The sequence below is a fragment of the Mesorhizobium sp. WSM4806 genome, assembly GCF_055811635.1.
Genome location: NZ_JBVVQZ010000001.1, coordinates 366419 through 380072 on the forward strand (window position 1 = coordinate 366419; position 13654 = coordinate 380072).

Sequence of the window (13654 nt, forward strand, 5' to 3'; positions counted from 1 at the left end):
TCCGCGCCATCGGACGTGAGGCATTGCACAACGATGGCATCGGCAAACTTCGAGGCGACATTGCCGTCGCAAGGCGTCCCCATGCCGACCGGCTTGCAAGTCAGGGCGAGCCCCTGGTAGTCCCGGCGCCCGCGTCCGTTACGATGGCACGCAGGGATTGAGGCTTGGTAAACGCCACGCCGCGTAGCACAATTTTGCGGTTGCCGACGCGAAGATCATCGACTGCCTGGAATGAAAAAGCTTGCCATCAAACGCCCCAAGTGCCGCTTGCGGCTTTGGCGGACGAACAGGCGTTCTTTTTTTACGATAATGACAAAGAAGCCAACCGCAAACGCCAAGGCAAGGAGTGCCAGCAAGCTTAGTTTCTTGAACGACAAAAATCCTCACTCCCGCTGCGGCCAAGCGCGTGTCTCTATCACCTCTGGCGGCGACGCGCGGAAGACTCACCGTCGCCTGGCATCCATTTCAATCGAAGAAATTCCGTCAACTGCCCTATCGAGCTTCGCCGACTGTGCTGTCGAGATATTGGGTCAGCGCGCAAACCAGATGATAGAAAATGCTTGCCGGCACATCGGTCGCCAGCGAGCGGCCACGTTCATCGATCCGGTCTATCCACAGGCCGAGCGGTGCCGGATTGATGTTCCAACGGAACAGGCGGCCGACACGCGCTTCGATCTCGGGCTTGAGGTCAGGTCCTCCCGAACCGTCCAGTGCAATCGCCGCCTTGATCGCTTCGGCCTGCGGCCAACTTCGCGAGACAAGGTCGAGCGGCAGGCCTTGTCGCGAGACGGCACTATAAGCGAGGCCGGTGGCGCGATTGAGGCCGTTGGCAATGGCCGAGGCATAGAGCTTTCTGGCAAAGCCGGTCAGGTCACTCTGGCCGCTGCGCTCTGCGAAGTCGACCAGCAGCGAGGCCCATTCGAAATGGTGGCCGGGTTCGGTCCATGCGCCTTTCTCGCCCTCCGCCGGCCTCCACTCGGCATCGAAATATTCGCCCAGCGTCCAGCTTTCCGGATCGAAGAAATGGCTGCGAAAAAGATCGACGATGCGCGCGGCGCGGCGAAGATAGGCGAGCTCGCCGGTCGCCTGATGCCAGGCCAGGAAAGCCTCGAGCAGATGCATGTGCGGGTTGGAGCGCCGTTCGCCCTCGCCGCTCGACGTTTCGAGAAAGCCGGTCATGCGGTGATCCTCGAGATGTGCGTCGAGAAACGAAAACGTTTCTTCGGCAAGCCGCAATGCATCAGGATTGCCGACCATATGGGCATGCGCCAGCGCCAGCAGCACGCAGGAATGATCATAGGCATCCTCGGCCGCGTCGGCGACCGTGCCGTCGACATTGAGCGTGCGCACCCAGCCGCCATTGTCGGTGCGGCCGTTCCTGGCCATGAATTCGAGGCCGTGGCCGATCAACCGGTCGGCAGGCCCGTCCCAGCCGCGCGCCCTGGCGACGGCGAAGGCGTAGACTTGCCTGGCCATGGTGCGCATGCGCTTGGGCTTCTTCAGCGGTGTGGCGTCAAAGCCGAGCGCCTCATGAAAACCGCCATGGCGCTCGTCGACCCCGACCGTGGACCACAGCGGCACCGTCTCTTCAAACAGCCAGTGATGCACACGGCGCCGCCAGGCGCCGCTTTCGATCACGCGGTCGTCGGAGGGCGTGAACCTGGTTTCCAGCCGGCCGCTCTTTTCGAGCTGCTCGACGATCTTCTTGACGTTCTGGCTGCGGCTGACCGGGGCGACGAAGGTGGCATCGGCGGTCGAGACAATGGCAACGCCCTTCAAGCCGATGGCAGAGAGCAGGCGACTGTCGCTGCGGATGTAGGAGTTCTCGCAGTCGATGGCGACGACATCGCCGACGATGACATTGCCGTCATTGTCGGACGGACCGACATCGAGCAGCGATTGCCAAGAGCCGAGATCGTTCCAGCGGAAGCCGGCCGGCACCATGGCAATGTGGCTGGCGCGCTCCATGATGGCATAGTCGATCGACGTCGAGGGAATCGCGGCGTAGAGCTCCAGAGGCATATAGAGGCCGGAAAGATCCGATGTCGCCGCCTGGTAGGCAATCTCGGTGGCCTTCCAGATCTCAGGCTCGAAAGCCGTGAAGGCGTCGCGCATGGCGCTGGCGCGAAACAGGAAGATGCCGGTGTTCCAGTAGAAGTTGCCGGCCGCCAGGTAATTCCGCGCCGTCGCGAGGTCCGGTTTTTCGACGAAACGCGAGACATCGCAGATACCATCCTTCTCGCCGGCTATCTCGATATAGCCGTAGCCGGTCTCCGGCTGGCCAGGCTTGATGCCGAACACCACCAGCCGGCCGGCACGCGCCGCCGCGGTGCCGTTTTCCACGTTTTGCCAGAATTGCTGCGCGGTCGTGATTTCATGATCGGACGGCACCACCAGCACCAGGCTGTCGCCATATTCGGACAAGGTGCGCAGGGTCGCCAAGGCAACAGCGGCGGCGGTGTTGCGGCCGGTCGGCTCGAACAAGGGGCCGCCGCCGGAAAGATCGAGCCCGGCGAGATCGGCGTGGACGCGGTCGGCGTGCCGTTCCGAGGCAATCAGGAAGACCGGCGTTTCGCCATCCGGCCGCGCCGTCAGCCGCCGCAACGTCTTGACCAGCATCGAGCCATCGCCGGAAAAATCATGGAACTGCTTGGGATTGTCCTCGCGCGATAGCGGCCACAGCCGTGAGCCAACGCCGCCGCTCATGACAAAACTGACGATCCGCTCGGTCATGGGGTGACACCTCTGGCATTTTCAAACAAAGCAAGGAGCGCGGCCGCGTAGTCTCGGCGGCGCATTTGTTGCCGACTTTGCAGCACGGCGACACTGTCGCGGGCCAAGCGTGGACGCTGCCCGGCTTCGAGGAGTCGCTGCGCCAGCGCTTCTGCACTATCGGGTGCGAAGAAGAGCGATTCGGGCGCCTGCACCAGCGGACGGCGTCTTCCCAAGTCATAGCCGCTTCAGGCATCGAGACGAACCGTGTGCTGGATCAATCCCCGTGGATTTCCGGCAACAACTGCGTGAGGCGGCACATCCTTGGTCACAGATCTCGCTCTCCCGTCGATATCTCGGATACGCCACAACAGCCGCCATCAATGCTCAGCTTGACGAGCGCGACAACGCTTTTGCGTCACAGGCTTGCATGCTTCCCGTCCGTCATTCAAGGCAGGTTGTTCCGGTGCTCGTGAGACGTAATACGCTGCCTATCGCCTCAAAGCGGCACATCGTCGATCACACTTCGGCCAGGACGTTATTCCAGCGAACAGCTACGCTACCGTCTGTTGCCTCGTCAAGTTCAGATCACGAGAATTCGAACCGCGCGAATTTCGTCCGCGCAAAAAGCTCTTGCATCCCTTACCTGCATTGAGTTTCCGCCGAGCGCCTGCCGCGAGGATCCCTCTTGCCGGCGTATAAACCAGCCCCTTCGAACATCGGGACGGAACAACGCAGGAACGCTTTTTGATCCAGTCGGCGCCGGGTTCGATCGAGAGACGGCCGATGCCGCTGTGGACGGCGAGTGTTTGACGCTGGGTTGCTTTATCCGTGCTATCAAAACCGGTCGAGGCCCGGCCAGGTCGAAATTGACAGATCACCACTTGCAAATCGGTCGCGGCTGTCTTTTGCTCGCGCGACAGTTGTCCCGTTGAATGGTTGGCGAACGGATGAACAAAATCGATCGGCGACGGCCGGGGTCCGAAGCGGACGCCACCGTAAATGCCGCGCGGCTTGGAACGCGGTTGCGCCTCGCCCGCCAGACGCGGGCCATGACGCTGAAGACGCTGGCGACAGCTGCGCACTGCTCTGAAAGCCTTCTGTCCAAGATCGAGAACGGCAAGGCTTCGCCATCCCTGCCTATGCTTCACCGCCTGGTCGAAGTTCTGGAGACCAATATCGGCTGGATGTTCGAACAGGTCGACGACGACGAGGCGATCGTGTTCCGCGCAGGCGCGCGGCCACTGATCTCGCTCGACGCGCTGAGGCGCGGAGAGGGCATCTCGCTCGAACGCATCATTCCATATTCGCCCGGACACCTGTTGCAGTGCAACATCCATCATATCGAGGCAGAGGGTGAGAGCGAAGGTCCCATCCAGCATGTCGGCGAGGAAGTCGGCTACGTGCTTGCCGGCCGGATCAAGCTGATCGTCGATGGCAAGAGCCATGATCTCGCCACGGGCGATGCGTTCGTATTCAGGTCGGAGTTGCCGCACCATTACCGCAACATCGGCAAGGAGAGAGCCAGCATTTTTTGGGTCAACACACCAGCGACCTTCTGACGGCCGCTGTGAGATCAAATTCGTTGACAAATATTCAAGTCTCTTGAATGTTTGCCTCGTGCCTGTAGTACCAACGGCCAGCCTAACAGGTTTGGCCCGCAAGCAAGGGGAACCGTAAATGCGTCCGTTCAAATTTCTCTTCCGTTGCGCCGCCGTCTTGGCCATCTGCTCGACAGCGATGGGATCGGCGTTCGCCGATACGTTCGCTCTCGTCAACATCAACCAGCAGGCCCTGTTCTTCAACCAGATCAACGAGGGCGCGCAGAAGGCAGCCGACGCTGCCGGCGCCAAGCTGGTCATCTTCAATGCCAACAACGTGCCGAGCGCGCAAAATGACGCGATCGAGAATTACATCACACAGAAAGTCGACGGCATCATTCTGGTCGCCATCGACGTGAACGGCGTCAAGCCTGCAATCACCGCCGCGAAGGCGGCCGGCATCCCCGTGATCGCCATCGACGCGCAGATCCCCGACGGCGACAACATTGCGTTCATCGGCGTCGACAACGCCAAGGCCGGCGAGGATATCGGCAAATTCTACGCCGACTATGTGAAGTCGGAAATGGGCGGCAATGCCAAGATCGGCGTTGTCGGCGCGCTCAATTCGTTCATCCAGAACCAGCGGCTCGACGGCTTCAAGAAGGCGGTCACCGACAGCGGCCTGGCGATCACCTTCCTCGACACGGTCGACGGCCAGAATGTCCAGGAGACCGCAATGAGCGCTTCGGAGAATTTGATGACCGCCAATCCCGACATGACGACGCTGTATGCGACCGGCGAGCCGGCGTTGCTCGGCGCAGTTTCGGCCGTAACCAGCCAAGGCCGCACCGGCGACGTCAAGGTGTTCGGCTGGGACCTGACCAAGCAGGTCATTCAGGGCATCGACGATGGTTGGGTGGTGGCGGTCGTCCAGCAGGACCCGGCCGGCGAAGGCAAGGCCGCTGTCGAAGCATTGGTCAAGCTCAAGAAGGGCGAAACGGTCGAGCCGATCATCAATATTCCGGTGACGATCGTGACCAAGGACAACGTCGAACAATACCGCGCGATGTTTCAGTAGACTGCATCGATGACCCGTCCGCGGCGCCGCGAAGGGCTACGCCGCGGACGCTTGCAATCCCGTGGGATCCAAGATGAGCAGTGGCGAGACCTATCGGGTGCGGATGAGCGGCATCTCAAAGCGCTACAATGCCATTCAGACGCTCGATGACGTGTCGCTGGTGCTGAGGCCGGGCGAGGTCCTGGGGCTGGTTGGCGACAATGGCGCCGGGAAGTCGACGTTGAGCAAGGTGCTGTCGGGAGCGGTGGTTCCCGATGCCGGCACGATCGAGATCGATGGAACGCCGGTGACCTTCACTTCGCCGGCGGACGCGCGTGCGGCGCGCGTCGAGATGGTCTATCAGGATCTGTCGCTCTGCGACACGGTCGACGTCGCCGGCAATCTCTTTCTCGGCCGCGAGCCGCGCCGCCGCATCGCCGGCATTTCCTTTCTCGACAAGAAGCGCATGCATGAGCAAACGCGCCAGATGCTCGACCGTCTCGGCATCGTTATCGCCGACACGCGGCTCAAGGTCGAAAACCTGTCCGGCGGACAGCGACAGTCGATCGCGATCGGCCGCGCCGCCTCGTTCGAGCCGTCCGTGCTGATTATGGATGAGCCGACAGCGGCGCTCGCCGTCGCCGAGGTCGAGGCTGTGCTGGACCTGATCCGCACCGTCAGCGCCCGCGGCGTCAGTGTCATCCTGATCACCCACCGGCTTCAGGATCTGTTCCTCGTATGCGACCGCATTCAGGTCATGTACGAAGGACGCAACGTCGCCGAGCGACTGATCGGCGAAACCAATATCGAGGATGTCGTCAACCTGATCGTGGGCCGCAAGTTCAACGCTCGTTCGGCCACCAACGCCTATCGCGATGGAGCGCCAGCATGAGCGAAGCGACTTCGACTCGCTCCGCGCAGTCTCGAAGGGTCCGCGCAGGCACATGGCGAGATGCGGTGCTCGCCAACGGCAGCGTCGTGTCGATCGCGCTGTTCTTTCTTATCGTTAGCGTCATCTTTTCGGTGGCGACGGACGCCTTTCTGACGGCGCCCAATCTGCTGAACATCCTGCGGCAGTCGGCACCGCTGCTGATAGTCGCCGCAGCGATGACCTTCGTCATCACCACCGGCGGCATCGATCTTTCGGTCGGCTCCGTGCTGGCGCTGGTGGCAACGTTGTCGGCGACATTGCTGCAGTTGGGCCTGCCATGGCCGCTGGTCATCCTCGCCATGCTTGCGCTGGGAGCCTTGCTTGGCGCGGTGCAGGGCTATTTCGTCGCTTATGAGGGCATCCCGGCCTTCATCGTCACGCTTGCCGGTCTTTCGGTGATCCGCGGCGTGGCGCTGCTGATCACCGGCGGCTACTCGATCCCCATCGAGCCGGGCAGCCCTTTCACGGTGCTGGGCCGCGCCTGGTTGCTTGGCGTGCCGGCGCCGGCGTTGATCGCGCTGGCGATCCTGGCGATCGCCTATACCGCCTTCAACGAGACGCCGTTCGGCCGCTACGTGACCGGCATCGGCGCCAACGCCGAAGCGGTCAGGCGCGCCGGCGTGAACACGCGGCTGACGACGCTTTTCGTTTACGTGATTTCCGCCGCCGCGGCAGCTCTTGCGGGGATCATCATTGCTGCCCGGCTCGGATCCGGATCGTCGAATGCCGGACAAGGATTTGAACTCGAAGTGATCGCTGCCGTCGTGCTTGGCGGCACCAGCCTGTTCGGCGGCCGCGGAACGATCGTCGGCACCGTTCTCGGCGCGCTTACCGTGGCCGTCATCGGCAATGGCCTGATCCTGGCGCATCTGTCGCCTTTCCTGACGCCGATCGTCACCGGAACGATCATCCTGATCGCCATCTGGCTGAACTTCCGCCTGTTCCGCGGCGCCGTGCGGAGCCGTTGAGCCCATGAGTGATCTTTTCGATGACGCGGCTCCCAGGCAGAGGCTGGCGATCGGAGTCGAAACCGGTCATGTGATGACCGTGCTCGGCCCCGTTCCGGTCGAAGAAATGGGCGTCACGCTGATGCACGAGCACATCTTGCTCGACGGTGCGCGCAGCTGGAAATGTCCCTGTCACCCCGACGACATGGCGCTCGCCGAGCAGCCGGTGAACATTGAGATCATCGGCGAATTGCGCATGAACCCTTACGTCAATCGCGACAATGTTTCGCTCGATGACAGTGACTTGGCGCTGTCTGAGCTGCAACGCTATCGCGCGCTCGGCGGCCACACCGTCGTCGACGCGACCAATATCGGCATCGGCCGCGAGCCGGAAAAGCTCGCCCGTATCAGCCGCATGTCCGGCCTGAAGATCGTCATGGGCACCGGCTTCTATCTGGAGCACACCCATCCCGAATGGCTGAAGGCGATGGATGTCGACGCGGTGACCGAGTTCATCGTCAACGACGTCGGCGGTGGCGAGACGCAGCCGCCGATCCTGGCCGGCCTGATCGGCGAGATCGGCGTCAGCAAAGATTTTACATCGGAGGAACGAAAGTCGTTGCGAGCTTCGGCGCGGGCCTCGCGCATCACCGGCGTGCCGCTGTCGATCCACCTGCCCGGCTGGGAGCGGCTGGCGCACGATGTGCTCGATGTCGTGGAGGCGGAGGGCGCCGATCTTCGCCACACTGTGCTCTGCCACATGAACCCCAGCCACAATGATCTCGACTACCAGACAAGCCTTGCCCGGCGCGGCGCGTTCCTGGAATACGACATGATCGGTATGGACTATTATTATGCCGATCAGGACGCGCAATCGCCCTCCGACGAAGAGAACGCGCGGGCAATCGCCACGCTTGTCGAGGCCGGCTTCGGCGATCGCCTGCTCTTGTCGCAGGATGTGTTCCTCAAGATCATGCTGACCCGCTTCGGCGGTTTCGGCTACGGCTACATCCTCAAGCATTTCATACCGCGCCTGAAACGGCATGGCGTCGAGCAGCCAGCCATCGACCGCATGCTGATCGCCAATCCGAAAGCCGTGTTCTCGCGGCAGAATCAAGCCCAGACTTACGGCTGAGACTTACGACGGAGTTCAAATGTCCAAGAAAAAGATCCTGCTTGCCGGTGAATCCTGGGTGTCGACCGCCACCCATATCAAAGGCTTCGACCAGTTTCCGACGGTCACCTACCACACCGGGGCGGACGAATTGCTGACGGCCCTGAAGGCGACCGACTTCGACGTGACCTTCATGCCGGCGCATGAGGCACAGCGCAGCTTTCCGCAAACAATGGAGGCGCTTTCGGCCTATGACGCGGTGGTGCTCTCCGACATCGGCGCCAACACGCTGCTTCTGCATCCCGACACCTGGGTTCACTCCAAGCCCACGCCGAACCGCCTGCGGCTGCTGCGCGATTATGTGCGCGATGGCGGCGGGCTTTTGATGTTCGGCGGCTACTACAGTTTCCAGGGCATCAATGGCGGCGCGCGCTACCGCAAGACGCCTGTCGAGGAGGTGCTGCCGGTCAACTGCCTCGCCTTCGACGACCGCGTCGAGGTGCCGGAAGGGTTTTCGCCTGTCCTGAAAGGCTCCTCGGACCATCCGATCCTAAGGGGTCTCGGTTCGGATTGGCCAGTCCTGCTCGGCTTCAACGAGGTGACGCTGAAAGACTGGGCGGAAGTCCTGGCAACCGTGTCGTCGGATTATGGCTCGCTGCCGCTGCTCGTCACCGGCCACTATGGCAAGGGCCGCACTGTGGCCTGGACATCCGATGTCGGGCCGCATTGGCTGCCACCGGAGTTCATCGCCTGGAATGGCTACAAAACCCTGTTCGAGCAGATGCTGAGCTGGGCGACCGGTGAGAACTGAGCAATGCATATCCATGTCGTCGGCAATGCCTGCGTCGACACAATTTTTCGCGTCGGCCGCTTCCCCGCCGCCGGCGAGACTTTGAACGCCCGCAACTACGCCGACGGCCTCGGCGGCAAGGGAGCAAACCAGGCGGTTGCGGCCGCGCGCACGGGTGCTGCGGTAACGTTTTGGACGGCGCTCGGCAAGGACCGCGCAGGCGCATGGATCAGGAGCCGCCTCGACAGGGAGTTGTCTGACCTCGAGGCGATTGAATTCGACCTGCCAAGCGACCGCTCGACCATCGTCATTGGGGCCGGCGGCGAGAACTTCATCGTCAGCGGCGTCGCCTGCAGCGAGGCGTTCGATCCGATCGCACAAACCGCACTTGCGGGCCGAATCGCGTCTGGCGACATCGTTGTCTGCCAAGGAAACCTGCGAGGCGCCGCGATAGATGCCTGCCTGCGGGCAGCACAGGAAAATGGCGCGCGCACCGTCCTGAATGCCAGCCCTATCGATGCGGCGGCTCTGCCTGACTTCGGCCTGGCGCAGGTGTTGGTGGTGAATCAATCCGAGGCGAAAGCGCTGACCGGCCAGGATGACATGGCAGCCGCCGCCGACGCGCTGGCGGCCAAAGGCGCCGAGACAGTCGTGATCACGCTCGGTGCGGAAGGCTGTCTCGCCCTTGGCCCGGACCAGGGAGGATCGTTTCGTTTGCCGGCACCACGTGTCGAGGCGCTCGACACCAGCGGCGCCGGCGATGTCTTTTGCGGCTGTCTGGCCGGCGGGTTTGCCAAGGCAATGTCGGTTGCCCCGGCGCTGAAGTTCGCGCTCGCGGCTGCCGCAATTGCGGTGACTCGCCCGGGCACATTGATATCCTGTCCTTCCGCGTCTGAAATGGCGGCGCTCATCGATCAAACGGAGCTCTCATGACCCAACTCGGTCAATCAGGCGGCGACGCGCTCGTAGAACTTTTCGGCCGCACCAAGGTGGTGATCGGCGTCGTTCACCTGTCGCCGCTCCCCGGCGCGCCGCGCTATGACGGCGAGGCGGTCGAGGCGATCTATCAGCGCGGTCTTGACGATGCGAGATCTTATCTCGATGGCGGATGCGACGGCGTGATCGTCGAGAATCATGGCGACATCCCGTTTGCCAAACCTGACGATATCGGACCGGAGACAGCGGCCTATATGGCGGTTATTTCCGACCGTATCCGCCGCGAGTTCGGCAAGCCGATCGGCATCAATGTGCTCGCTAACGCCGCGATCCCTGCCCTTGCGATCGCCAGCGCCTCCGGCGCGGGCTTCATCCGCGTCAATCAATGGGCGAATGCCTATGTCGCCAATGAGGGCTTTGTCGAGGGCGAGTCGGGTCGCGCAGCACGCTACCGCGCCAAGCTGCGCGCCAACGGCATCCGCGTTTTCGCCGATGCGCATGTCAAGCACGGCGCGCACGCGATCGTTGCCGACCGCCCGGTGGAGGAACTGGTCAAGGATCTGGTCTTCTTCGACGCCGACGCCATCATTGCGACCGGTCAACGCACCGGGCACGCTGCGGATCTGAGCTATATCAGCATGATCAAAGAGGCCGCCGGCCTGCCGACGCTGGTCGGCAGCGGCGTGACGTCCGACAATGCCAACGATATCCTTGGCATCGTCGATGGGATCATCATCGCCAGTGCGCTGAAGCATGACGGCGTCTGGTGGAACCAGGTCGACCCTGCCCGAGTAAAGACCTTCATGGCCGGGCTGAGGCGATGACAAGCCATTGAGACACGCGTGAATCGAATCTATCGCTTCGCGCGCTTGGGCTTGGTTACGGAAGGGCTGACCTGCAGAGCCCATCCGGCTGCTCGAAGCTGCGGGGCTTCGAATGGAGGCGACGACCGGTTCGCCGCAAACGGCTGGAGGAATCAATCGAGAACCGTCGACGAAGACACGCGGACAACTCGCCCGGGCAAGCGGTTCGTCTGCGATGGCGCGACCGTCTGGCGCCGCTCGGCAACTTATGATTTCCAGGAGCCAGTCGCGCCCTGCCCGGCCGCCCACTTGGGACATTTCGGGTTCGCGGCTTGATCGCCGGCCTGAGATCGGCAACCGATATCGGCAATTGTGCTGACTTATGGCCTCAAATGCCTTACATTGCAGGTGATTGAGAGACGATTGAGATCGGCAAGAATGCTTGAAACACCTACCCGCATTGAGCCGCTGTTTTTTGACGACGCGGTACCGACCGTCCTGGCCGATCTCGCGATCGAGACGCAAAAGGCGGCCGATGAACTCGGACGAGCCCTGCATCCGGAATCGGCTGCCGAACTGGCCGATCTCGTGCGCGTCATGAATTCTTACTATTCGAATTTGATCGAAGGTCACAAAACCCGACCTCGGGACATCGAGAGTGCATTGGCCGGAGCCGAGATTGACCCTGAACGCCGATCTCTCGCCTTGGAGGCCAAGGCGCATGTCGAAGTTCAGAGGATGATTGACGGCCTCGGTTTGCGTGGGGAGTTGCCGAGCCCGACTTCGATCGATTTCATCCGGCGGGTTCATCGCGTCTTCTACGACGAGATGCCGGAGGAATTCCGGTTCGTCGACAAACCCGACGGCACCAGGGCCGAGATCGTGCCTGGCGAGTTCCGGTCGTCTCCAGAGCATGATGTTGTTGTTGGCCGCCATCAGCCGCCATCGTCTGACAGGGTGTTGGCCTTTATGGAGCACTTCGAGAAACGGTACGCGATGACCGAAAAGCAGGCCAGCCTGCGTATCATCGCGATTGCGTCAGCTCATCACCGCCTCAACTATATCCACCCTTTTCCAGACGGGAACGGCCGCGTCAGTCGCCTGATGTCTCACGCTATGGCGCTCAAGGCCGGAATCGGCGGCAATGGCCTATGGTCGATATCTCGTGGACTCGCTCGTGGGTTGAAAGATCGCGGCGAATACAAGCGCATGATGGATTACGCAGACAGTCCCAGACAGGGCGACCGCGACGGCCGAGGAAATCTTTCGGAATCAGCACTCAAGGATTTCGTCGAATGGTTCCTGACAGTCGCGCTCGACCAGGTGCGGTTCTCGATCACCATGTTCGACCTCAGAGGGCTTGAGGCCCGCTATCGCGCCTTGGTGAAGGATATCGTTGACGACAAACGGGCGCCTGATCTGGTGGCGGCGGTATTGCGGCACGGCAGGCTGCCGCGTGGCGAGGCCAATTTGGTGCTGAAGACATCCGAGCGCACGGCACGGAACACGTTGTCGGAACTCGTCCACCGCGGTTTCCTGAAATCTGATACTCCGAAGGCACCGGTCCGGATCGCTTTTCCTCTCGATTTCAGGGAACGGCTGTTTCCGAATCTCTTCACCGATGCCGAAGTCGATGTCCCAGAACCACCGTCACTGTCTTTCAGGTGAGTGGAATTTCAGGAACCATCCATTTCTATTTGAGGATGACAGTGACGGCCGTGACGATTCGAGGCCTTGGGGTCGTAGGAAGAAAGGCGCGCACCGCGACGACCCGCAGGCCGCAGTCACCTTGTCGTTGATCCAGCGCATTCCGACCGGTACCAGTCGACGAATTTTTTCAGCCCGTCTTCTGTCGAAACGCTCGGCTTGAAGCCGAAATCGCGCTCCAGCGCAGTCATGTCGGCATAGGTCCGCTCGACATCGCTGCTTTGCATCGGCTCGCTGTGGCGGATCGCTTTTACGCCGAGCAGTTTTTCCAGAGTGTCGACGAAATCGCCGAGCCGCACCGGCCGGTTGTTGCCGACATTGTAGAGCCTGCTCGGCGGAACTTCAGCCGATGGCGGCTTGTCGAGCACGGCAACGACAGCTCTCACCACATCCTCGACATAAGTGAAATCGCGCCACATCTCGCCATTGTTGAACACCCGGATCGGCTTGCCTTCGAGCATTGCCTTGGTGAATATCCAATAGGCCATGTCGGGCCGGCCCCAGGGACCGTAGACGGTGAAAAATCGCAAGCCGGTCTGCGGCACCCCGAAGAGATGGGCGTAGGTGTGGCTCATCAATTCATCGGACTTCTTGGTGGCGGCGTAGAGCGAGACGGGCTTGTCGACCTGATCGGTCTCGCTGAACGGCACCTTGCGGTTGCCGCCATAGACCGAGCTCGACGAGGCATAGACCAGATGCTCGAATGCGGGCTGCGCGCGACAGAATTCGAGCACTTCGAGATGGCCGACAACATTGGAACGGACATAGAGCCTCGGATTGTCGAGTGAATAGCGCACACCCGCCTGTGCGGCGAGATGGACGATCCTGACTATGCCTTGCCCGGCCAAAGCGTCGGCAAGAGCGTCCTGTTCGGCGATGTCGATCTGGTGAAATGAAAAATCCTTGTGAGGCTGCAAGCGGGCGAGGCGCCCCTTTTTGAGCGCCAGGTCGTAATAGTCGTTCATGTTGTCGACGCCGACGACCGCTTCCCCCCTGCTCAGGAGATGATGGCAAACATGGCTGCCGATGAATCCTGCGGCTCCGGTGACAAGTACAGGCAACAAGGTTCTCCACGCATATGCTGGCACATGATCGCGAAATCGAGATCGATTTCGG

At 61.6% G+C, this 13654-nt stretch carries 12 protein-coding genes; 9 read left to right on the forward strand and 3 right to left on the reverse strand.

Features of this window, described 5'->3' with window-relative positions; translation table 11 throughout:
* Window positions 1-215: 215 nt before the first annotated feature.
* The gene (locus AC0L2M_RS01600) at window positions 216-377 is read right to left on the reverse strand and encodes a hypothetical protein (RefSeq protein ID WP_473533859.1); all 162 of its coding nucleotides are present in this window, start codon (window positions 375-377) and stop codon (window positions 216-218) included.
* 115 nt (window positions 378-492) lie between these two features.
* A complete protein-coding gene (locus AC0L2M_RS01605; RefSeq protein WP_473533860.1) occupies window positions 493-2733 on the reverse strand; it encodes an AGE family epimerase/isomerase in 2241 nt (746 codons plus the stop codon).
* A 929-nt stretch (window positions 2734-3662) separates the two neighbouring features.
* Between AC0L2M_RS01605 and AC0L2M_RS01610 the strand changes: the two genes are divergently transcribed.
* From AC0L2M_RS01610 to AC0L2M_RS01650, 9 genes are all read left to right on the forward strand, one after another.
* On the forward strand, window positions 3663-4274 hold the full coding sequence (locus AC0L2M_RS01610) for a cupin domain-containing protein (protein WP_473533861.1): 612 nt from the start codon (window positions 3663-3665) through the stop codon (window positions 4272-4274).
* A gap of 118 nt (window positions 4275-4392) precedes the next feature.
* On the forward strand, window positions 4393-5331 hold the full coding sequence (locus AC0L2M_RS01615) for an ABC transporter substrate-binding protein (RefSeq protein ID WP_473533862.1): 939 nt from the start codon (window positions 4393-4395) through the stop codon (window positions 5329-5331).
* Between the two features lie 73 nt (window positions 5332-5404).
* Window positions 5405-6202 (forward strand): ATP-binding cassette domain-containing protein, encoded by a 798-nt coding sequence (locus AC0L2M_RS01620; protein WP_128245138.1) that lies wholly within the window; start codon window positions 5405-5407, stop codon window positions 6200-6202.
* Window positions 6199-7209, forward strand: a complete 1011-nt coding sequence (locus AC0L2M_RS01625) for an ABC transporter permease (protein ID WP_287227442.1) — start codon at window positions 6199-6201, stop codon at window positions 7207-7209. The genes AC0L2M_RS01620 and AC0L2M_RS01625 overlap by 4 nt, the downstream gene beginning before the upstream one ends.
* A gap of 4 nt (window positions 7210-7213) precedes the next feature.
* Window positions 7214-8323, forward strand: coding sequence for a phosphotriesterase family protein (locus AC0L2M_RS01630; protein WP_287227444.1), 1110 nt, complete (start codon window positions 7214-7216; stop codon window positions 8321-8323).
* Between the two features lie 19 nt (window positions 8324-8342).
* A complete protein-coding gene (locus AC0L2M_RS01635; RefSeq protein WP_128245136.1) occupies window positions 8343-9113 on the forward strand; it encodes a glutamine amidotransferase in 771 nt (256 codons plus the stop codon).
* Between the two features lie 3 nt (window positions 9114-9116).
* Window positions 9117-10025 carry a PfkB family carbohydrate kinase gene (locus AC0L2M_RS01640; protein ID WP_287341588.1) on the forward strand — a complete coding sequence of 303 codons (909 nt, stop codon included), beginning with the start codon at window positions 9117-9119 and terminating at the stop codon, window positions 10023-10025.
* Window positions 10022-10852 (forward strand): BtpA/SgcQ family protein, encoded by an 831-nt coding sequence (locus AC0L2M_RS01645; RefSeq protein WP_473533863.1) that lies wholly within the window; start codon window positions 10022-10024, stop codon window positions 10850-10852. The genes AC0L2M_RS01640 and AC0L2M_RS01645 overlap by 4 nt, the downstream gene beginning before the upstream one ends.
* A gap of 417 nt (window positions 10853-11269) precedes the next feature.
* Window positions 11270-12499, forward strand: a complete 1230-nt coding sequence (locus AC0L2M_RS01650) for a Fic family protein (RefSeq protein WP_473533864.1) — start codon at window positions 11270-11272, stop codon at window positions 12497-12499.
* Window positions 12500-12615: 116 nt separating this feature from the next.
* Here AC0L2M_RS01650 and AC0L2M_RS01655 read toward each other — a convergent pair whose 3' ends face one another.
* Window positions 12616-13599 carry an NAD-dependent epimerase/dehydratase family protein gene (locus tag AC0L2M_RS01655; RefSeq protein ID WP_473533865.1) on the reverse strand — a complete coding sequence of 328 codons (984 nt, stop codon included), beginning with the start codon at window positions 13597-13599 and terminating at the stop codon, window positions 12616-12618.
* Window positions 13600-13654 lie beyond the last annotated feature (55 nt).